The sequence below is a fragment of the Marinomonas shanghaiensis genome, from assembly GCF_003259175.1.
GTDB classification, from domain to species: domain Bacteria; phylum Pseudomonadota; class Gammaproteobacteria; order Pseudomonadales; family Marinomonadaceae; genus Marinomonas; species Marinomonas shanghaiensis.
Genome location: NZ_QGOK01000007.1, coordinates 191,003 through 212,220, shown reverse-complemented (window position 1 = coordinate 212,220; position 21,218 = coordinate 191,003). Strand labels below are relative to the sequence as shown.

Sequence of the window (21,218 nt, the reverse complement as noted above, 5' to 3'; positions counted from 1 at the left end):
CTTATTTAGGCAGCAGAAGGCTTTTTTATTTCTCTCTTTTCATTTATTCAAAACCATAAGGCAAAATCATGCGTATTCCACGAATTTTTATCGACTCAGAACTCAACGAGAATACCATCCTTGCTTTACCTGATTCCGCATTTCAGCATCTATGCAAAGTACTACGGTTAAAATCAGACCACCCTCTTCGTGTGTTTAATGGCCAAGCGTTTAACGGTAAAGGCGGTCAATTTAATGCCATACTGTGCGATGTCGAAAAACGTTCTGCTAATATTCGCGTCACCGATTTTGAAGAACTGGATAATGAATCCCCCATTCAAGTGACGATTGGACAAACGCTGTCGAGAGGCGAACGTATGGATTACGCCATACAAAAATCCGTCGAAGCTGGGGTATTTGCCATTCAGCCACTTTTTAGTGAGCGCTGTGAAGTCAAACTACAAGAAAGCCGAGCGGAAAAGCGCCAGCAGCATTGGCAACAGGTTGCCATTAGCGCCGCAGAACAATGTGGTAGAGGCATGGTTCCCATCGTCTACGCCCCTATGGAATTACATGAATGGGTAGAGAAATGTAACGAAATGTTAAAGCTTACGTTGCATCATCACAGCGCCAAACCGATTAGTCAGTACGAAAAACCCTCTAATAATCGCGTAGCTTTGTTGATTGGCCCAGAGGGCGGCCTAAGTGAAAAAGAAGTCCAACTGTCTGAAAAAGCAGGGTTTAATGCCATTACACTGGGGCCTAGAGTACTGCGGACAGAAACCGCTCCCGTTGTTGCCCTCAGTGTTATTAATACCTTATGGGGCGATATCTAGTCTATTCTTATGGCAAGCAATCACTAACAGAATCACTACATATTCAACGTATAAATGGCTTTACCATTTTAGTAGGACTCAATAAAGGACAGATGATCACATGTTTTACCGAATCGTTTTAACTTGTACGGTATGTATAGGGACAGCTCTGCTACCTGCAACGGCCCAAGCTCTAACACTAGAGGAAGCCACTTATATTGCGATAGAGAATAACCCAACGGTTAGACAAGCCATTGCCGAATATCGAGAATCCAAAGAAAATGCCGAGATAGCACGACGCTCAGGCTACTATCCAAGCGCTGATCTCTCAGCAGGCGTTGGCCGTGAAACGACCTACGCAGACAATACAAACTCAGACGATGTTGACTTGACACGACGCGAACTCACCCTTTCATTAAACCAACCCTTGTTTAATGGGTTTTCCACAAAAAACGAGATTGATCGGTTAAACAGCGAAGCGGAAGCCAATCGCTGGAATGCGCTAATTTCCGTTGAGAATACGGCACTGGAAGTCGCCCAGGTGTTTGCGAATGTCTTACGCTATCGAGAACTCGTTACGCTTGCCGAGCTTAACCTCAAAACGCATGAGCGTATTTACGGGCAAATTAAATTAAAAAGCGACTCTGGCGTTAGTCGTCAATCTGACCTCAGCCAAATCACAGCCAGACTTGCGAAAGCCAATGCCAACCATCTAGCCGCCGTCAACAACCTTCGAGACGCCGAAAGTAACTATCTCAACATTGTTGGAGAGTTACCACCAGAAGACCTAATTTATCCCGTTCCGGATCAAGACCTTCTCCCTCAAAGTTTAGATTCCGCCATCAGCCAAGCGTTGCAAAAGAACCCAGCGATTGAAGGCGCACGTTGGGATGTAGCGGCCACGGAAAGCCTCGAGAAAATTGCTGATGCAAGCCTGTATCCCAACATTAATTTTGTTTTAGAGCGAACATGGAATAACAACATAGACGGAGATGAAGGACCAAGTGAAGATATGTTGGCCATGATTCGACTGAACTATAATTTATACAGTGGTGGCACTCAAAAACGTCAAAAAGAAGTCGCCGTTCAACAGAATATTCAAGCGTCTGAAATTCGCCGAAAAACCATTAGGGACACGGAACTTACCGTGCGCTTAGCGTGGGCGGCATTTGAAGCAACAATAGGACAAAAAGAACACATTCGACAATACGTTATTGCCACCAAGGAATCCCAAGTCGCTTACGAGAAGCAATTTCGCCTTGGCCGTCGTACATTACTAGACGTGCTTGACAGTGAAAACGAATTATTTCAGGCACGCCAAGACTACGTTAACGCAGATTACGACGAGCTTTTTTCAGAGTTTCGTTTGTTTAATGCCAAAGGTGAGTTAATGCGCGCCTTCCGTATTTATCGCCCTCAACTACTTGGTTTCAATGATGAATTTGATAAAAAGAAAGCCATTCCTAAGGCCGGCCCAACCGCGATTGACGAATTAAAAGCCGCCGAAAAAACACTGCAAAAGACACCACCGGTCCCAAAATCAAAGGCTCCTACAGAGGGAACCAAAGGCGTCCCAGAAAACGAGCTTTTCTTAGAAGCTGATGAAAACACCGGAAGCTGGTAGCAAAAACCGCAATAAGAACAGAACCATTGGGTCAATGTATTCAACATACTAACCAATGGTTCGGTACTCAGTAATAAGTACCTACACATTGGACTCACCTTCACGACGCGCAGGATTTTTATTCATAAACATAACTATCTACAAATCGTGGCTGTTTTTTCTTCTCAGCGCCCCCATATTTCTATAGCATCATCCTTATTAATCGATTTATAAAAGCATTGATATACCGCTTTCGCTTTAGGAACTTACCCTATGACTATCAAACTCGGAATTGTTATGGATCCTATTTCATCCATAAACTACAAAAAAGACACGTCACTCGCCATGTTATGGGCCGCTGCAGAGAAAGGTTGGCAGCTTATTTACATGGAACAAAAAGACTTATTTTTAGACAATGGTAAAGCCTATGCCATGACCCGCCCATTACAGGTTTATAAGGACCCTGCGCACTTTTACGACCTTGGCGAAGAAACCAAAATGGCCATGGGCGATCTGGACGTTATTTTAATGCGTAAAGATCCGCCATTTGACAGTGAATTTGTCTACAGCACTATGATTCTAGAGCAAGCAGAAAGAGACGGTGCACTTGTCGTTAACGACCCCAAAAGCTTGCGCGACTGTAACGAAAAACTGTTCGCTACGCAGTTCCCGCATTGCTGTCCACCGGTCTTGGTCACCAGACGAGCAGACTTACTCAAAGGGTTCCATAAAGAGCATGGCGATGTCATTTTCAAACCACTGGATGGCATGGGTGGTAGCTCTATATTCCGCATCAAGCCTGATGACTCGAATATTAGTGTCATTATTGAAACGCTCACTAATATGGGCGTAGAGCAAATCATGGCACAAAAATTCATCCCTGAGATCAAAGACGGCGATAAGCGCATTTTGGTCGTCAATGGTGAACCTGTGCCGTTTGCGCTAGCACGCATTCCGGCATCAGGCGAAACTCGTGGCAATTTAGCCGCAGGTGGTCGTGGCGAAGGTCGCCCTTTAACAGAACGTGATCGTTGGATTTGCGACCAGGTCATCCCATCACTAAAAGAAAAAAACTTAATGTTTGTTGGCTTAGATGTCATTGGTGATTATCTCACCGAAATCAATGTCACCAGCCCAACATGCGTTCGTGAATTAGATGCTCAATTTGATCTAAATATCGCCATGATGTTAATAGAAGCCATCGAAGCACGTCTTCAGTAAGAGCAACATGCGAGTAATAGATAAATTTTCTGTCGCACTTTTCATCGCCATTAGCTTCCATGTGCTAATGGTGATGGTTGTTGGTTTCGATTTTCAACTTCCCTCTCCCAAACCCAAAACACTAGAGGTAACACTGGTTCAACACACCACAAGCGCACCTGTTGAAGCCGACTTTATTGCGCAAGCGAACCAACAATCCAGTGGTACAGAACTGCGTAAACAAAAACTCACAACAACAGAAGAAGCGCGCTTCTTAGCCGATACGATTCAGGAAATATCGCCTCCCATCCAACCTCAACTCGCTTCTGCCGAGCCCGTTGATGAACCCAACCTGCTGGCGACAACCAATCAAGAGGCTATATTTGAAGTCGTAAACGAATCAGAAAAAGAGCCCAAAACCTTAGAGGAACAATTTCGAGGGGAAACACAGCTGCCAAGTCACCTCTCTAATGACATAGCAACCTTAGAGGCTTTACTGGATCAACAACGTCAATCCTATGCCAAACGCCCAAGAATTCGTCGCCTCACTTCAGTCTCTGCTAAAGCCGCGATAGATGCCCAATATCTGGATGACTGGCGCCGTCGAATTGAACGCATTGGCAATATTCACTACCCAGAAGAAGCAAAACGTAACCATCTGTATGGTGAGCTTCGCCTGGCCGTTATCTTGCTGCCAAATGGTTACGTGGATGATATTGAAGTACTTCATTCTTCTGGTATCAGAGTATTAGACGATGCGGCTATGCGCATTGTTCGTCTTGCAGAACCCTTTCAAATATTTCCCAGCGAACTCAAAAAAGAAGTCGATAAGCTAGAGATCATTCGCACATGGCGATTTGTCCCAGGTAATCAATTACAAAGCCAGTAAGACTAAAAAATAACAAACACAAAAAAGCCCTCAAATGAGGGCTTTCGTTGTCTTACTGATGAACATACGAGCACGTCAGTCGAACTGACCATCTCCCATCGCAAGACGAATTTTCTTCATCGCATTTTTTTCAAGCTGACGAATGCGTTCAGCAGACACACCGTATTCATCGGCTAAATCATGCAAAGTCGACTTAGCATCTGACAGCCAACGCTGCACTAGAATGTTTCGACTACGTTCATCAAGATCTGCCATCGCCACTTCAAGACGCTGGTTAGAGTCTTCTTCCCAGTTACCATTTTCGAGCAACATGGCTGGATCTGAACGGTGATCCTCTAGATACTGAGAGGGCGCTTGAAATGCACTGTCATCATCGTCATCAGCGGATGCATCGAATGCCATATCGGAAGAGCTTAAACGTCCTTCCATCTGGCGAACTACTTCTGGTGTTACACCTAAGTCACTGGCCACCGATTCGACTTCTGAATTGCTGAACCAAGACAAAGATTTCTTTGCACTGCGAAGATTAAAGAACATCTTACGTTGTGCTTTCGTCGTCGCCACTTTCACAATGCGCCAATTCTTAAGAATAAATTCATGAATTTCGGCCTTGATCCAATGCACTGCAAACGACACAAGACGCACACCGACTTCAGGATTAAAGCGTTTAACCGCTTTCATCAAGCCAACATTGCCTTCCTGGATGAGATCGCCTTGGGCTAAACCGTATCCAGAGTAACTTTTCGCGATGTGCACAACAAATCGTAGGTGCGACATAACCAAAGTACGTGCAGCCTCAAGATCTTCCTGATAATAAAGACGATCCGCCAACGCTTTTTCTTCGTCGGCCGTTAAAATTGGAATTCTGCTAATGGCTTGTATATAAGACTCTAGGTTCTGACCTGGAATCATCATGTCTGTAGGCTGAAGAGCTTTACCCATCTCTATTTCCACCTTTCTAGTTGTTCATGCCGTGTATGACAAAATACTACCAAGTAAATTCTGCTTGTGTGTGACATAAATGTGAATAAACCATGGCTATTATCTTCGTACTGATTTTCGCCTTTCATTGTCACTGCAGCTCAATGTTTGTGATGTGTCGGTTCACCGCAATCCACGCGCCAACCACACCCACCAAAGCGCTTATAGTTAAACATAAAATAATTTCATCTGCATTAAAAGTCTGTAATTGAAAGCCACTCTGATAGAGCTCAATCAACCGCTCTGCTGGCGTACTCACCCACCAGCTAAGCAAGAGAATACATAGGCTAGCAAACAAACCACCCAAGAGACCAAACCAAAGCCCCATGTATAAAAAGGGTCGACGTATATACGCATCCGTCGCTCCCACCAACTTCATGACTAACACCTCATCACGACGACTTTCTACTGCCATGCGAATGGTGTTACCCACGATTAAAAACACAGCAACAATCAATAACACCGATAACGCGTAGACAAATCGCTGCCCAAAACTCAGTATATTGGCAAGACGCTGTAACCATTGTGCATCCAATTCTGCGTATTCCACTTCTTTTTGTGCCGCAAGCTGGTCTCGTAACGCTTGTAAGCTTGCCAGAGTATTCACATCCACAGTGAGAGTAGGGATCACGCGCAATACAATCGGCAAAGGATTTTCAGGTAGCGATGACATAATTTGCTCATAACCACTTGATTGCTCAAAATAGCGCAAGCCTTCTTCTTTCGAAATATATTCAACGGATGCCACATTATCCAAAGCCGAAAGACGATGTGATAACGCAAGCGCTTGTGTGTCTTCTAAATTAGAAAAAAGATACAAAGTAATGACTGACTGCTGTTCCCATTGATCAGTGACAGATTGCACATTTTTCAACAACACATACAAACCGCCAGGCAAAGACAATGCGATCGCAATCACCATCACCGTCATAATGCTGGCCAATGGATAACTGACCAAGCGCATAAAACTTTCTGTTAGTGTTTCTTGGTGTTGACGAAAGTACTTAATAGGGCTGAAAGACGTCCGCGTTGACCAGCTATGCTTAGTCGCTTTAATCGACTCTCTGGTCGCGCCTCGTTGATTGGGTTTTTGCACCATTTAGCCAAACCCTCCGTCGTTCACCATTCGACCTTGGCTCAACGTCAAAACACGATGACGCATACGAGCAACCAAAGCCAAATCATGACTGGCAACAAGAACCGTCACACCGACCCGATTAAACTCCTGAAACAAGTTCATAATTTCAGCAGATAATTTAGGATCCAAATTCCCCGTAGGCTCATCCGCTAACAAGAGCTGCGGCTTATTCACCACGGCTCGGGCAATACCAATGCGCTGTTGCTCGCCCCCTGATAAGGCCATTGGGTTGTATTTTTCTTTATCCAAGAGACCCACTTTATCCAAAGCAGCACGCACTCGCTTAGCAATCTGTTGAGAGTCCGCACCACTCACTTGCAGTGGTAAAGCCACATTATGAAAAACACTTCTGTCCAATAACAACTGATGGTTTTGAAAGACCACGCCCACTCGACGACGATGATGAGGAATCGCTCTACGACTCAAAGTTCGTAAATCCACACCATCGACCAAGATTTGACCTGAAGTCTGACGCTCAATCATCATCATGAGCTTCATTAAAGTACTTTTACCGGCACCCGAATGCCCAGTAAGAAAGGCCATTTCACCCTGCTGCAAATGAAAACTCACCTGCGACAGCGCCTCTTGTCCACTCTCGTACTTTTTACCCACTCGTTGAAATTCGATTTCCACGCTAATCCAGCATCCTTAAATTAGAAAAAACAGTACTAAAGAACTCACTCACCTACTCACTATCAAACAAGGCGTCAACAAACTCTTGTGCCACAAAAGGACGCAAATCCTCAGCTTGTTCACCAACACCAATATAACGTATAGGTAATCCGAATTGTTTAGCGATAGCAAAAATAATACCGCCTTTTGCGGTGCCATCCAATTTCGTCAGCGTAATGCCGCTCACACCAACCGCTTCGGAAAACAGCTTAGCCTGACTAATGGCATTTTGACCCGTTCCGGCATCCAAAACCAACATCACTTCGTGTGGCGCTTTTTCATCTAGCTTTTTCATGACGCGAACGACTTTTGACAGTTCATTCATCAAGTTAGCTTTATTTTGTAAGCGACCCGCTGTATCCGCTATCACGATATCGATACCCTTAGCCTTTGCAGACTCAATGGCATCATAAATGACCGAAGCAGAATCCGCTCCAGTATGCTGCGCGACAACAGGAACATTATTGCGCTCCCCCCAAACTTGCAGCTGTTCAACGGCTGCGGCACGAAAGGTATCGCCCGCTGCCAACATAACACTTTTACCTTCTGCCTGATATTTTTTCGCCAATTTACCAATCGTTGTCGTTTTACCGACTCCGTTTACTCCCACCATCAAGATGACAAACGGACCGTCTTGACTCACAGGATCAAGTCCTTGCTGAGATTGACTAAGAATACCTTCCATGTCAGCTTTTAAATGCGTTAGTAAGGTGGAAGAATCTTTTAGCTCTTTGCGATTTAATTTGTCCGTCAGACCACTGATCAAGGTTTGCGTCGCGTCAATTCCAACATCCGCCATCAGCAACTGTGTTTCCAGAGCTTCCAGCAAATCATCGTCAACTTTTTTATGCCCCCCAATTACAGAAGACAAACCGCTCCCTAAACCGCTGCGAGTACGAGACAGACCCGATTTAATACGCTGCGACCAAGACAGAGCTGGCGAAGGTGGGGTTGAGGGCTGCGCAACAGATACATCTACTTCACGCTCGGCGAGACTTGCTTGACTGTCATCCACATCCACCAAAGAAGCAGCGTCCCCTAAATCCGTTGCGTGGGATGCCGCCGCTTGTGCGTCTTTTTGCTTCGCTGCCGCGATACTGGCATTCATTTTTTTAACAAAGCGACGACGAATCACAAACGCCACGATGGCTAAAAGTGTACCAATAACAATGGGAACATAACGCGCATATTCACCAAGATACGGCGTAAAAAAAGCAACAATTTGATTAACAACTTCCATTAAATCGATCTCTTTATTTTGACTGATGCAGTAAACAACCGTGAAATGCTATGATTAGACACAGCGCTACATATATGAACACTTAGAAACCCTTATTTTAACATTATTCTGGCTCGCAAACAGGCTTAGTTTTCATCAAACATTCTTCTCTTTCTAAGGTAAATTATGTCCGATAGCAACAAACCTCTTTTCAGTAGACCGGTATTAGCCGCCATTATGCTGTTCTGCACATTGGCTATTTGGCTACTCAACCTCACTGCACCGGCCAATAAATTTCCCACACCCAATGTAGAGACGTGGACCACAACATCAGGCATTCCCGTTATTTGGCTCAAACAAGAGCAATGGCAGGCAAGTGACAAATTGGAAATTCGCTTTGCCTTTCGCGCAAGCACCCGCAACATGCCGCTGACTCAAACAACGCTTGCTCTTTTAATGAGTGACTCTCTACCGCTTAGCACCGCGTCTATTAATCAAAGGTTAACGCCTTTAGCGGCCAGCGCAAGCAGCTATTATGATCACGAAAGACAAAGTATTGGGGTGACATTAAGTAATGAGCCACAATACTTAATGCCAACACTGTCCTTGCTGAGCAATTGGCTAAAAGCACCGGAATTCAAGCGTCGAACCTTTGACAATTGGCAACGCCAACAACACGCTAACCCTCCCGTACAACACGAGCTTGAAGAAGTGCTCTTTTTTGATCCTACTCAGCCAGACGAAACATCAGAGCATCCAGCAATATCACTACAAGACGTGGCAGACTATTATCAAGACTTAACAACCTCTGCGAGCGCCATTTTTATCATTGGAGATATGACACCCGACTCCAAAACGGCCATTCAAGATGCAATCAACAACATAAGCCAAGACTATCGTCTAGCAAATCAGACAACAGAACCTCTTCAACATGCGCTCCTTAGCGCGACGATTCAGCAACAGGAAGGTGAACTTTGGCAAACCCGCAGTGCTTTAGCGCTCTCATCCATTACCTCTGTTACAGAATGGATTAGCTTACAAATATGGGGCGCCGATATGATTGCCACACTGAACCAACAACCACATATTGATTTTGCTCAACTCGCCTTAATATTATCACCACAAAACCCTTGGGCGTGGTGGAGCATTCAGTATGGCAGTAACGTCACCACGAATGCCCCTACCGACGACGTTTCGCGTTTTATTAATGCCAAAAGCCTCATTTTTACCGAACAAGTGCCGTCTATCAAGCATCCCAAGACATTTCAAACACTGCTCGATGACTTCAAACAACAACTCGAACAACAAAGCTTATCGCCCACTTGGTGGAGTAACATCGCGACTCAAGTCACCAACCAGAATGGCTCATTAACCTTGGAAAAATTCGCTGCCGACTATCAAGAAGCGATGAATAATTTCTCGCTTGAAGAGTACCAAGCCACACTTAAAACCTTATTAAAGCCATCGTCCTATCAAGAGATTCAGGTCTATCAATGAAAAAAAACACCCCCAGTAGCGCCGTCAACAACAGCAAAGCGAAAGCCTCAAAACTGCGTATCATCGCGGGGGAATGGCGATCGCGCCAAGTACCCATTCCCGCCGTTGAAGGCTTAAGGCCCACACCGGACCGAGTAAGAGAAACCCTGTTTAACTGGATTAACCATCACATTCCAGGAGCGGTCTGTGGTGATCTGTTTTGTGGATCAGGCGCACTGGGGCTCGAAGCGTTATCACGTGGCGCCAAACATCTTACATTTGTGGATAATTCACGTGTCGTTTCACAACAAATGACCGCCAACTTAGCCACTTTAGGTGCGACCGATAAAGCGAAGGTGATCGCGCAAAACGCCGCCGTTTTTTTGGATACCGTGACACCGCATGCGATGGACATCGTATTCTTAGATCCGCCGTTTCGTAAAGGCTGGCTGGCTCAAATCATTCCATTGCTCGAAAAAGGCTGGCTCGCATCACGTGCTTTGGTCTACATCGAAATGGAAAAAGAAGCCGCGCTTCCCGCGCTTCCCGCTCACTGGACGTTAATAAAAGAAAAAAATGCAGGACAATTGGTCTATCGGCTATTCGACATCAATAAATAAACACTATTAAAATCGCCCTAACCAAATTAGGGCTTTTTTTTGCGCGTAAAGCACTCAAACGCCCCACAAAGAAGCAAGCATCAGCCTCCTTCTCCATTATCACGCCAAATATAACAGATCACTTTGGGTATTTTTAGCACGATGCTTGCATGACCTGAAATCACTAGGTGCTACTTAATTTGCGCGCACTCTCTCTAACGCTTCTCTATTATGATCAGGAAAGTCATCATGTTAGCCAACCTATCCTTCAAAACAAAATTATTGCTGCTGCTTATTACAGCCGTTTTGGGTTTCATCATAGTGACCTTTGTTGCCATGAAAGGTCTTTCTTCTCAGCAGGATGCCAACAACGAACTCAGAAAACTCTCTAAAATTCAGGCATCAAATGATCAACTCAGCATTCACATGCTCGAAATTGCCGACCAGCTCAGATCCATTTCGGTCGACAACTATTCCGATTATGTCGCTAGCGCCAATCAGCAAATAGAACAAAACAACCAAACCATTACGGCCAATATCGCACAAGCCAGTCGACTAGAATTAAAAAGCGCTCTTGAAGACAATCTTGTAGCCATGAATAACTACAGCCAAGCCCTCATGATGCTGATTAATAAACGCCACACGATAGGTTTTGATTCCTCCTCTGGTTTGCGCGGCAGCGTCAATACAATGGGGGAAGAAATAAGCGAAGACATCAAAAGCCTTAGTCTACTAAAACGAGAGTTTACGAATGTTCGTAAAGCCGAGGCAAGCTACCTATCCGATCCCGAAGACAGCACATTGGCCGAATTTACTGATAGTTTTGCTCGCTTTGATAACCGTATAGAGAACTTTGGCTTTCAAGATACCCACGGCGTCAAAGCCAACGCTTATCGCGATGCGCTTATTCAATACGGTAAAGAATACCAATCGCTAGATGTCATAGAAGCCCAATTTACGGAACAAAAAGAACGCTTTAATGACAGCCAGCTCAAGGCCAGTCAGCTCATTGAAGCAACCATTGCCCAAGCCGAAACCGACGCAGAGAAAAGCTCAACCCAAGCCAACATTACCCTTCTTAGTGTCAGCACGGGGGTCATTTTTTTCGCCGCCTTACTCATGGTTGCCATTGGCCGCAGCGTTAACATGACGTTACACAACATCATTAGCGACCTAAACAAGGTAAAAAAAGGGGACATGTCTTCCAAAGCTGCCATCAACAGCAGGCGCAACGATGAATTTGACCAGCTCAGTCAATCGCTCAATGAAATGACAGGCGGCCTGGGGGACGTATTAAAAGACGTGGTTTCTACGACGGATAATGTCAGCGCCATGTCAACCGACTTAAACAACACCATCAATAGCATCGCCAGCAGCAATCACTTGGTCAATCAGCGAACCCTCTCATTAGCGTCCGCCACCGACGATATTTCAAGCCGTTTAAACGAACTATCCAGTACCACTAATACCCTTAAAGCCCATTCTAAAGACACCTATCAATCGGCAAAATCAGGAGCGGATACCATTAAAATGGTATTAAACAGCATCACTGACACCGTCAATATTGTCAACATGACCAGTCAGCAACTCGATGAACTGGGACGCTTATCGAAAAATATCGACAGTGTTATCGCGATGATCAACGACCTTGCAAGCCAAACGAATTTACTCGCCTTAAATGCCGCAATAGAAGCCGCTCGCGCCGGTGAAGCTGGACGAGGATTCTCAGTGGTTGCCGATGAAGTACGCGCTTTAGCAGAAAAAACCGTTGATGCGACTTCAAAAATTACCGACATAGTCAACACCATTCAACAGTCCACTCAGACAGCCATTAGTACCATGGAAGGCGGACAAAACAACTTAAGAATCATCAGCGAAAATGGCAGCAAGGCTGAAGAAGCCATGCGTGACATCGAAAACAATGCGATGACAGGATCACAATCCACTGACTCGATGGCCAACGCTATTCACGACGTGGCTAGTACCGCCATCCAGATGAGCACCGAAATGGAAGAAATTGCACAACAACTCAACCAAGACACACGCTCTATCGACATTTTGGCGGATAAAACCAAGCAGATTCAGCTCATTTCTGCGCAACTTGCGGTGAAAACACAAGTTTTTACCCTCGCTTAAAAAAGTCATTCATCAACAAGCGCTTTTGATTGTCTGCAAAAAAGACAACATAAGCGCTTTCTAAAGCGACCATTCTATAGCAAACCCTTGATGACACTAGACGCAAACGCTAGACTGTGCAGCATCATTCATCGATGAACCTTCCCACCTATCTTCACGGGAACTCGAGCACTTTCTTTAGACTTTAGGATACAAACAAACCTATGCCGGACGTCATTCCAGCCGACTCTGTTGGTATTGTCACGCCACAGATTGCGCAATTCGACACACCGTTGGCACTGTCCTGCGGACAAACCTTGTCCTCGTATCAGTTAGTATACGAGACTTATGGCACCCTGAATAAAAGCGCGTCTAATGCGGTGTTAATTTGTCATGCGCTCAGCGGCGATCATCATGCGGCAGGCTATCACACCCTGTCGGACACCAAGCCAGGTTGGTGGGATACCGCAATAGGACCGGGGAAAGCCATCGATACCAATAAATTTTTTGTGATTGCCCTCAATAACTTAGGTGGCTGCTGTGGCTCAACAGGTCCCACCAGCATTAACCCAGAAACGGGACAACGTTGGGAAGCCAGTTTTCCCATTGTCACCGTAGAAGACTGGGTGGAAAGTCAGGCCCGTTTGGCAGACGTCTTGGGCATTCAGACCTTTGCGGCCATTGTGGGTGGCAGTCTTGGCGGCATGCAAGTACTCGAATGGAGTATCCGCTTCCCTACCCGTCTGAAGTCCGCTGTGATTGTCGCTTCCGCGCCAAAATTGTCGACACAGAATATTGCCTTCAATGAAGTCGCGCGCCAATCCATTCGTCGTGATCCTGACTTTTTTGATGGTAATTACATAGAAAATAATTCTGTCCCCACCAACGGTCTAGGTTTGGCTCGCATGTTGGGCCATATTACCTATCTTTCAGACGATGCCATGGGGGCAAAGTTTGGTCGCCAAATGCGTCACGATCGCTACCAATACAATTACGGCATTGAATTCGAAGTGGAAAGTTACTTGCGCTATCAAGGCGAAGCCTTCACCAAACGGTTTGACGCCAACACCTACATGCTGATGACCAAAGCCCTGGATTACTTTGATCCCGCCTCGCAAACCGGTGGCGACTTATCCGCGGTTCTAAGCCGAGCCCAATGCGAATTTTTACTGGTGTCCTTTACTACCGATTGGCGCTTCGCTCCAGAACGTAGCGAAGAGATTGTTAACGCCTTGGTCAAAGCCGGTAAACTGGTTTCTTACGCCAAGATCGAAGCCACAGAAGGTCACGATGCCTTTTTGTTCCCAATTCCTCGCTATATGGCCGTGTTAAGCACCTTTTTAACTCGCATCGCAAGCAACGTAACGACGGAGACCAAATAATGCGCTCTGACTTAGAAATGATCGACGAATGGATTCAGCCCAACATTCGAGTGCTGGATTTAGCTTGCGGGCCAGGCGAATTGCTTCACCATCTCATCAAAAACAAACAAGTGAATGGCTATGGTCTGGAAATTGGTCCTGACGATTTAAACACCTGTATTAAAAAAGGCATTCCGGTTTTAGAGCAAAACATCGACGAAGGTTTGCAAAACTTCGATGACCAAAGCTTCGATCTCGTATTAATGACTCACGCCTTGCAACAATTCCGTCGTCCTGACTTATTGATTGACGAAATGCTGCGCATCGGCAAAGAATGCATTATCACCTTTCCAAACTTTGGTCATTGGCGCAGTCGTCTGCATTTAGCGCTGAAAGGCCGAATGCCGGTATCGGATTTCTTGCCCTATAATTGGTACGACACCCCAAACATTCACTTTTTTACCTTTCAAGATTTTGAACGTTTGTGCCGTGAAAAAAACATCAAAATTCTGCGTTGGGCCGCTGTCGATGGTCAACTTAAAGACCATTGGTGGATTCGATCCATGCCGAATCTATTCAGTGAAACGGCCATTTTTCATATCAGTCGTTAGACGATACATCACACAACAAGGCGGCCCATCAGCCGCCTTTGTTTTAAAGAATAACAGAGGGAAAATCGATGAACAAAACCATCGTACTCGCCAGCAGCAATGCTGGAAAAATCAGAGAATTCAATGCCTTGCTTGGCGATATGGGTATTGATGTTAAGCCACAAAGCGAGTTTAACGTCGAAGACGCCGAAGAAACAGGCTTGAGTTTTATTGAAAATGCCATCCTGAAAGCACGCCACGCTTGTGCCCAAACAGGCTTACCAGCATTGGCGGATGATTCCGGCATTGAAGTGGATTATCTCGATGGTGCGCCGGGGATTTATTCGGCTCGCTTTGCGGGAGAACACGGCAATAACGCAGCAAATAACGCCCTACTGCTAGAAAAACTCGAAGGAGTGCCCGAACACGAGCGTACCGCTCGTTTTCATTGCGTATTAGCCTATATGCGTCACAAAGACGACCCAACGCCACAAGTGTTCCATGGTGTATGGGAAGGCCGTATTTTAACATCCACAGAAGGCCAAGAAGGTTTTGGCTACGATCCCTTGTTTTATGTACCAGAGTGCGCTTGCAGTGCTGCCAGCTTACCAAAAGAAGTGAAAAATCAAATTAGCCATCGCGGTAAAGCGTTAAAACAACTTTTTGCCGCATTTCAATCCTCCCCTTCCCAACAAGGAACGCCATTTTGAGCACGTCGTTACCACCACTAAGTTTGTATATTCACCTACCTTGGTGCGTGCGTAAGTGCCCTTATTGCGACTTTAATTCTCATCAAGCCGACCGCTTTGAAAGCAATGGCAAACTGCCTGAAGACGCTTATCTCGCACAACTTTTAGCGGATTTAGAAGCGGATCTTCCTTATGTAGCAGGTCGTCCCATCCAAACCGCGTTTATTGGGGGCGGCACACCCAGCTTGATGAGCGAAGACTTCTACTACCGTTTAATGGATGCGCTACGCGACAAGCTAACTTGGGCTGACAACGCTGAAATTACCATGGAAGCCAACCCAGGGACCTTTGAGCAGGAAAAGTTTCGTCATTTTCGCCAAGCGGGTATTAACCGTTTGTCCATTGGGATCCAAAGTTTTCAGCCAAACCTGTTGAAAACCCTAGGAAGAATCCACAACCGCGAAGAAGCCATACACGCTGTGGATAAGTCCAGAGCCGCTGGGTTTGATAATATCAACCTAGATTTGATGCACGGCTTACCTGATCAAAGCCTAGACATGGCGCTGGAAGACTTGTCACTGGCCATTGAATTGAACCCTGAGCACTTATCTTGGTATCAACTGACGATCGAACCCAATACGGAATTTTATCGCCGCCCACCTACGCTACCCGAAGATAACACATTGTGGGGGATTCAAGACGCAGGGCAAGCGCTGCTCACCCAACAGGGTTATGTGCAGTATGAAGTGTCAGCGAACTCGAAACAAAACCGTCGTGCAGCACACAATCTGAACTATTGGCGCTTCGGTGATTACATCGGCATCGGCGCAGGCGCTCACGGCAAAATCACGTTAGTTAATGGACAAATATTTCGTACACGAAAGACTCGCCATCCAAACCATTACTTAAACACTCTGCCTGAAGCCTTGGTGATCAAAGAGGCCATCGAGCAAGAAGACTTACCCCTTGAATTTATGATGAATCGCTTACGTTTGTTCGAAACCTTTGATTTAAAGGATTATGAGCGATTTACCTATCAAAGTGTGCCAATACCTCTGCTCAAAGCCTGTGAAACCGCGTTAAAACAGGGTCTTTTAGATAACAATGAATGGAAGCATCAACGCATCAAAACCACAGAAAAAGGTAAGCTATTCCTCAATGAATTACTGGAATTATTCCTTCCTTAAACCCTGACCGAACGGGTCATTTTGTTTACTATAATTTGACATCTAACTAAATTGATGTAACTCTTACCAGGTTAAAAATGAAAAAGGCCATCCTAGATGGCCTTTTTTCGCTTAATTAAAAACACACCGTAATGTGGACATTTCTAATTCCTTTGTCTTTTTAAACGAAAAATAACGCTATTTTGATGCTTTAATTCATGACTTCGCTCTATTTGGTAACGACCCAAAATTATGAATGAATTGTGAAAACAGGACAAAATACGTCGCATTAAGAACAATCTGCTCATGAGAATTCTTTTAGTGTGAGTTAACGAGATTGTATAAAAAACACTCATGTTGATTTTCGTTTAAAAAGAACAGAAAGAGTTCCACTAATTCAGGAGAATGTTTATGAGTAATAAAGTACCTGACAGTGGTCGGGCAGAGTACAACACGTCGTACAAAGTAGGCCAAGATAACATACAGTTTCTTGGTCTAGACGTACTTAATCCTGTGTTTAGCACCAGTGCTTTGATCATTTTTGCATTCATTATTGGCAGTATTTTATTCCCAGCCGATGCCAGTGCTGTTTTATCGGGCGCCAAAAATTGGTCAATCGATAACTTTGATTGGTTCTTCATGGTCGCAGGGAATATTTTCGTACTCTTCTGCTTGATTTTAATTGCACTACCTTTGGGTAAGATTCGTTTAGGTGGCACCGAAGCGAGCGCAGAACACTCAACCATTACTTGGTTTTCTATGCTTTTCGCAGCTGGAATGGGTATCGGCCTGATGTTTTGGAGTGTGGCTGAGCCTGTCGGTTACTATACAGCGTGGTACGGTACGCCATTTGATGTCGCTGCAAATACACCTGAAGCACGCGATCTTGCGATGGGCGCTACCATGTTCCATTGGGGTCTTCACCCTTGGGCCATTTACGCAGTGGTCGGCCTGTCTTTGGCTTTCTTTGCTTACAACAAAGGTTTACCGCTGACTATTCGTTCCGCTTTTTATCCCTTATTTGGTGAAAAGGTTTGGGGCGGTATTGGTCACGTGATTGACGTTATCTCCGTTATTGCGACCATCTTTGGTTTGGCAACGTCTCTCGGTTTTGGTGCCCTGCAAGCCGCAGGTGGCCTCAACTTCCTATTCGATATCCCTAACACATTAACAACACAAATCCTTGTTATCTGTGGTGTTACCGCGGTGGCTATTATTTCAGTGGCTCGTGGTCTTGAAGGAGGGGTGAAACTGTTATCCAACATCAACATGATTATCGCTGCCGTACTGGCCATTTTCATTGTCATCGTTGGTAATACTGGCGCTATCTTTGCCGCTATGGGTTCTTACTTTTTGAGCTATGTTGAAAACATCATCCCATTAAGTAACTGGATTGGTCGTGATGACACAACTTTCTACCATGGTTGGACTGTGTTCTATTGGGCTTGGTGGATTTCCTGGTCACCATTTGTCGGTATGTTTATCGCACGTGTTTCTCGTGGTCGTACTGTTCGTGAGTTCCTAGTTGCGGTTCTCCTGGTACCAACTGTGGTTTCTCTTGTGTGGATGTCTATTTTTGGTGGTTCTGCTCTAGACCAATCCGCCAACGGTATTGGTGCATTAGCCGACGGCATTGGTGATTCGTCATTAGCCATGTTCCAAATGTTTGCAAACCTACCGTTAACAGGGCTGATTTCTTTTGTCGGCATCATTCTGGTATTGGTCTTCTTTGTCACGTCTTCAGACTCTGGCTCTTTGGTCATTGATGGAATTACCGCGGGCGGTAAAACCGACGCTCCAATGATCCAACGTGTTTTCTGGGCCGTTCTTGAAGGTATCATTGCCATTGCTTTACTCGTAGGTGGTGGCTCTGAAGCACTCGGTGCGATCCAAGCGGCAGCCATTACTATTGGCCTACCATTCACATTGCTCATGTTAATTATGTGTGTGAGTTTGTGGAAAGGCTTGCACAGCGATATGCACCTTTATAAATAACCGTGACAACACAACGCGAATAATATAGATCGTTCGCGTTGTGTTGTTTTTATAAATACTTTACTATGCGCGTTCTCTTAGGGGAGTAATCTTCTTTGCATAGCCTACATACTAATGTGTGCAGCAAAGATTCTTTGTCAACATAATTGAGCCTCAAGCTCGTGGCAAAGAAGTCCTGATCTGAATGACGGGATTGATGAGACTTAAGACAATAACTTGGCTCAGGTGGGCACGAGTTTATTGTCTTTTGTTTTATTGCCCACCTAGGACCTATCAAAAATGGAAGCATTACTCACTTCTATCTCTACTGTTGCCCTTGCTGAAATGGGCGATAAAACCCAACTTTTGGCTTTGTTCCTAGCAACGCGTTTTGCCTCTAAAATGTCGATTGTGCTGGGCATTCTTGCTGCGACCTTACTTAATCACGCGTTGTCTGCTTGGTTAGGGGTCGAAATTGCTCAATGGATACCAGAAAGCGCAATCAGTTGGATTGTTGGCCTAAGCTTCATTGCTGTCGGCTTATGGTTATTGATTCCAGATAAAGACGATAGCGAAGACAGTCAGGTGCTAAAATACGGCGCATTTGGCGCGACCTTTGTGCTGTTTTTCTTGGCAGAAATTGGCGACAAAACACAAATCGCGACCGTATTATTGGGAGCACACTATGGTAGTGTTTGGATGGTTTTGATTGGCTCAACCTTTGGCATGATGCTCGCGAACGTTCCTGTTGTTTTTGCTGGACGTTGGATTATGGATAAAATTAACGCTGACCGTACTCGCCAACTCGCTTGTTTGCTTTTCCTGATCATGGGCGTTGTCACCATAGCGGCACCGCTACTGTCATAAATCGGCTCGACTAAACGGGAAGAATACGATGGACGTCGAATTAACAGAAATACTCGAAGCACTTTGCCAACATGCCCCATTCAATGAGATTGCCGATGATACGCAACTCAATGATATGGTGAAAGAAATAGAGATACAGTACGTTCGTGCTGGCGAGTGGGTCATCGCTCCAAGCGCACTGAACAATACGCTTTTCTTTATCCGTAGTGGGGCGATAGAGGTACTGAGCAAAGAGAACAAGTTAATTCGACGTATGAATGAAGGCGAACTCTTTGGCTATTTTTCTCTGTTGCGCGGCGGCAAGTCATCACAGTCAATGCGCACTATTGAAGACAGCTTGTTGTATCGTATTCCTGCCCGCTGGTTCCTTAAGCTGTACGAAGAAAACGACACATTTTCTGATTTCTTTCAGTTAGCACGAGAGGTACGGCTGCGCGTCGCCATGGATTCGCAAAGCTCAGACGTATCGCTAATGACTTGCCCTGTTGTTAGCTTACTAAGACGCCCTCCTATTAGCACAGACGTCAGCTCAAACATCCGAGTGGCTGCGCAAATCATGGCGGAGCATCGAGTGTCCAGTTTATTGATTACGGAATTTGACGAACTTATCGGCATTGTTACCGATCAAGACTTACGCACTCGAGCGGTTGCTAAAGGCCTTGCCTACGATACGCCAATTGCAGACATCATGACCCGTCACCCTATCGTTATGGACAGCGGAGATTATGCCGCCGAAGCCGTGCTAAAAATGATGGAACGTAACGTTCATCATATACCGGTGGTGAAAAATGGTCGTCCTATTGGGGTAGTAAGCACAGGCGATATCATTCAAAAAGAAAGTCATGGCAGTATTTACCTCATCAGCGACATTTATAAGCAAACCAGTATTGAGGGCTTACAAAGTATCAGTCGCAAGATGACACACACTTTTACCCATTTGGTTGTCGCGGATGCCAATACACAAATGATTGGCAACGCTATGTCACACATAGGCACCGCCTTTGTAAAACGATTGCTGCAACTCGGTGAGGAAAAATTTGGTCCACCCCCTATCCCCTATTGCTTTATCGCCCTTGGCTCACAAGCTAGGGAAGAGCAAACCATCAAAACCGATCAAGATAATGCGCTGATTTTAAGTGACAAATACAATAAAAAACTGCATGGCGAGTATTTTGAAGCGCTGACAGATTGGGTTTGTAATAATCTAGATAAATGCGGTTATGACTTATGCTCTGGCGACATCATGGCATCCAACCCTCGTTGGCGTCAGCCATTGAGTGTGTGGAAAGAAAACTTCAGTGAATGGATTCAAAAACCCAAGGCCGAAGCGCTGTTACGTCTGTCTATCTTTTTTGATTTGCGTGGCGTTTATGGCGATAAAACACTCGCCTTGCAACTCAATCAACATATACGCCGTGAAGCACAGCAACATTCTGGCTTTTTGACCTTTATGGCCAGAAACGCCAATCAACGTAAACCACCGTTAGGTTTTTTTAGACAATTCGTTCTGGACGGTGAAGGCACGCAATCGCGTACTTTTAACCTAAAAGAAAGAGGCATTGCCCCCATCATAGACATTGTGAGGGTACACGCTCTCGCCTGCGGTAGCGACAAACTCAACACCTTAGAGCGTATCGAAGATATAGAGGCCGCAGGCTTGCTACCAGATGGCCGAGCCAAAGATCTAGCACTGGCTTTAGAAATGATTGGCATGGTGCGTATTCGACACCAAAAAGAGCAAATAGAAGCAGGCGAAGAACCCAATAATCACGTTAATCCCGAGAACCTATCTTCCTTTGAAAAACGCCATTTACGGGATGCGTTTCACATTGTGTCAGGACAACAAGAGTTTATTAAATTTCGCTACGCTGGGAAACGCAGCTAA

General features: G+C 45.3%; 18 protein-coding genes and 1 riboswitch. Of the genes, 14 read left to right on the top strand and 4 right to left on the bottom strand.

Features of this window, described 5'->3' with window-relative positions; genetic code table 11:
• Positions 1–68: 68 nt before the first annotated feature.
• The 4 genes from DKT73_RS07910 (at position 69) to DKT73_RS07895 (ending at position 4,486) form a co-directional block, all read left to right on the top strand.
• Positions 69–815 (top strand): 16S rRNA (uracil(1498)-N(3))-methyltransferase, encoded by a 747-nt coding sequence (locus DKT73_RS07910; RefSeq protein ID WP_111638020.1) that lies wholly within the window; start codon positions 69–71, stop codon positions 813–815.
• Positions 816–915: 100 nt separating this feature from the next.
• Entirely contained in the window at positions 916–2,418 is a 1,503-nt protein-coding gene (locus tag DKT73_RS07905) for a TolC family outer membrane protein (RefSeq protein ID WP_111638019.1), read from the top strand.
• Between the two features lie 252 nt (positions 2,419–2,670).
• Positions 2,671–3,618, top strand: coding sequence for a glutathione synthase (gene gshB, locus DKT73_RS07900; protein WP_111638018.1), 948 nt, complete (start codon positions 2,671–2,673; stop codon positions 3,616–3,618).
• A gap of 7 nt (positions 3,619–3,625) precedes the next feature.
• Complete coding sequence (locus tag DKT73_RS07895; protein WP_111638017.1) at positions 3,626–4,486, top strand: energy transducer TonB; 861 nt, start codon at positions 3,626–3,628, stop codon at positions 4,484–4,486.
• Between the two features lie 75 nt (positions 4,487–4,561).
• Here the strand turns inward: DKT73_RS07895 and rpoH are convergent, their stop codons facing one another.
• From rpoH to ftsY, 4 genes are all read right to left on the bottom strand, one after another.
• Positions 4,562–5,428 carry an RNA polymerase sigma factor RpoH gene (rpoH, locus tag DKT73_RS07890; RefSeq protein WP_111605943.1) on the bottom strand — a complete coding sequence of 289 codons (867 nt, stop codon included), beginning with the start codon at positions 5,426–5,428 and terminating at the stop codon, positions 4,562–4,564.
• Positions 5,429–5,558: 130 nt separating this feature from the next.
• The gene (ftsX, locus tag DKT73_RS07885; RefSeq protein WP_111638016.1) at positions 5,559–6,566 is read right to left on the bottom strand and encodes a permease-like cell division protein FtsX; all 1,008 of its coding nucleotides are present in this window, start codon (positions 6,564–6,566) and stop codon (positions 5,559–5,561) included.
• Complete coding sequence (gene ftsE, locus DKT73_RS07880) at positions 6,567–7,238, bottom strand: cell division ATP-binding protein FtsE (protein WP_111638015.1); 672 nt, start codon at positions 7,236–7,238, stop codon at positions 6,567–6,569.
• Positions 7,239–7,290: 52 nt separating this feature from the next.
• Positions 7,291–8,517 (bottom strand): signal recognition particle-docking protein FtsY, encoded by a 1,227-nt coding sequence (ftsY, locus tag DKT73_RS07875; protein ID WP_111638014.1) that lies wholly within the window; start codon positions 8,515–8,517, stop codon positions 7,291–7,293.
• Between the two features lie 165 nt (positions 8,518–8,682).
• On the opposite strand from ftsY, the gene DKT73_RS07870 reads away from it, so the two are divergent.
• The 10 genes from DKT73_RS07870 (at position 8,683) to DKT73_RS07825 (ending at position 21,218) form a co-directional block, all read left to right on the top strand.
• Positions 8,683–9,993 (top strand): peptidase M16 family protein, encoded by a 1,311-nt coding sequence (locus DKT73_RS07870; protein ID WP_111638013.1) that lies wholly within the window; start codon positions 8,683–8,685, stop codon positions 9,991–9,993.
• Positions 9,990–10,592, top strand: a complete 603-nt coding sequence (rsmD, locus tag DKT73_RS07865; protein ID WP_111638012.1) for a 16S rRNA (guanine(966)-N(2))-methyltransferase RsmD — start codon at positions 9,990–9,992, stop codon at positions 10,590–10,592. Before DKT73_RS07870 ends, rsmD begins: the two co-directional genes overlap by 4 nt.
• 228 nt (positions 10,593–10,820) lie before the next feature.
• Positions 10,821–12,707 carry a methyl-accepting chemotaxis protein gene (locus DKT73_RS07860; RefSeq protein ID WP_111638011.1) on the top strand — a complete coding sequence of 629 codons (1,887 nt, stop codon included), beginning with the start codon at positions 10,821–10,823 and terminating at the stop codon, positions 12,705–12,707.
• A 203-nt stretch (positions 12,708–12,910) separates the two neighbouring features.
• Positions 12,911–14,068, top strand: a complete 1,158-nt coding sequence (metX, locus tag DKT73_RS07855; RefSeq protein WP_111638010.1) for a homoserine O-succinyltransferase MetX — start codon at positions 12,911–12,913, stop codon at positions 14,066–14,068.
• Positions 14,068–14,658 (top strand): methionine biosynthesis protein MetW, encoded by a 591-nt coding sequence (metW, locus tag DKT73_RS07850; protein WP_111638009.1) that lies wholly within the window; start codon positions 14,068–14,070, stop codon positions 14,656–14,658. The genes metX and metW overlap by 1 nt, the downstream gene beginning before the upstream one ends.
• A 68-nt stretch (positions 14,659–14,726) precedes the next feature.
• On the top strand, positions 14,727–15,347 hold the full coding sequence (rdgB, locus tag DKT73_RS07845; protein ID WP_111638008.1) for an RdgB/HAM1 family non-canonical purine NTP pyrophosphatase: 621 nt from the start codon (positions 14,727–14,729) through the stop codon (positions 15,345–15,347).
• Complete coding sequence (gene hemW / locus DKT73_RS07840; RefSeq protein ID WP_111638007.1) at positions 15,344–16,513, top strand: radical SAM family heme chaperone HemW; 1,170 nt, start codon at positions 15,344–15,346, stop codon at positions 16,511–16,513. Before rdgB ends, hemW begins: the two co-directional genes overlap by 4 nt.
• Before the next feature lie 390 nt (positions 16,514–16,903).
• Positions 16,904–18,487: a BCCT family transporter gene (locus DKT73_RS07835; RefSeq protein ID WP_111638006.1), complete on the top strand. Its 1,584-nt coding sequence runs from the start codon at positions 16,904–16,906 to the stop codon at positions 18,485–18,487.
• A gap of 68 nt (positions 18,488–18,555) precedes the next feature.
• Positions 18,556–18,758, top strand: a riboswitch (yybP-ykoY riboswitch).
• Between the two features lie 8 nt (positions 18,759–18,766).
• On the top strand, positions 18,767–19,333 hold the full coding sequence (locus DKT73_RS07830; RefSeq protein WP_111638005.1) for a TMEM165/GDT1 family protein: 567 nt from the start codon (positions 18,767–18,769) through the stop codon (positions 19,331–19,333).
• Positions 19,334–19,361: 28 nt separating this feature from the next.
• Complete coding sequence (locus DKT73_RS07825; RefSeq protein WP_111638004.1) at positions 19,362–21,218, top strand: DUF294 nucleotidyltransferase-like domain-containing protein; 1,857 nt, start codon at positions 19,362–19,364, stop codon at positions 21,216–21,218.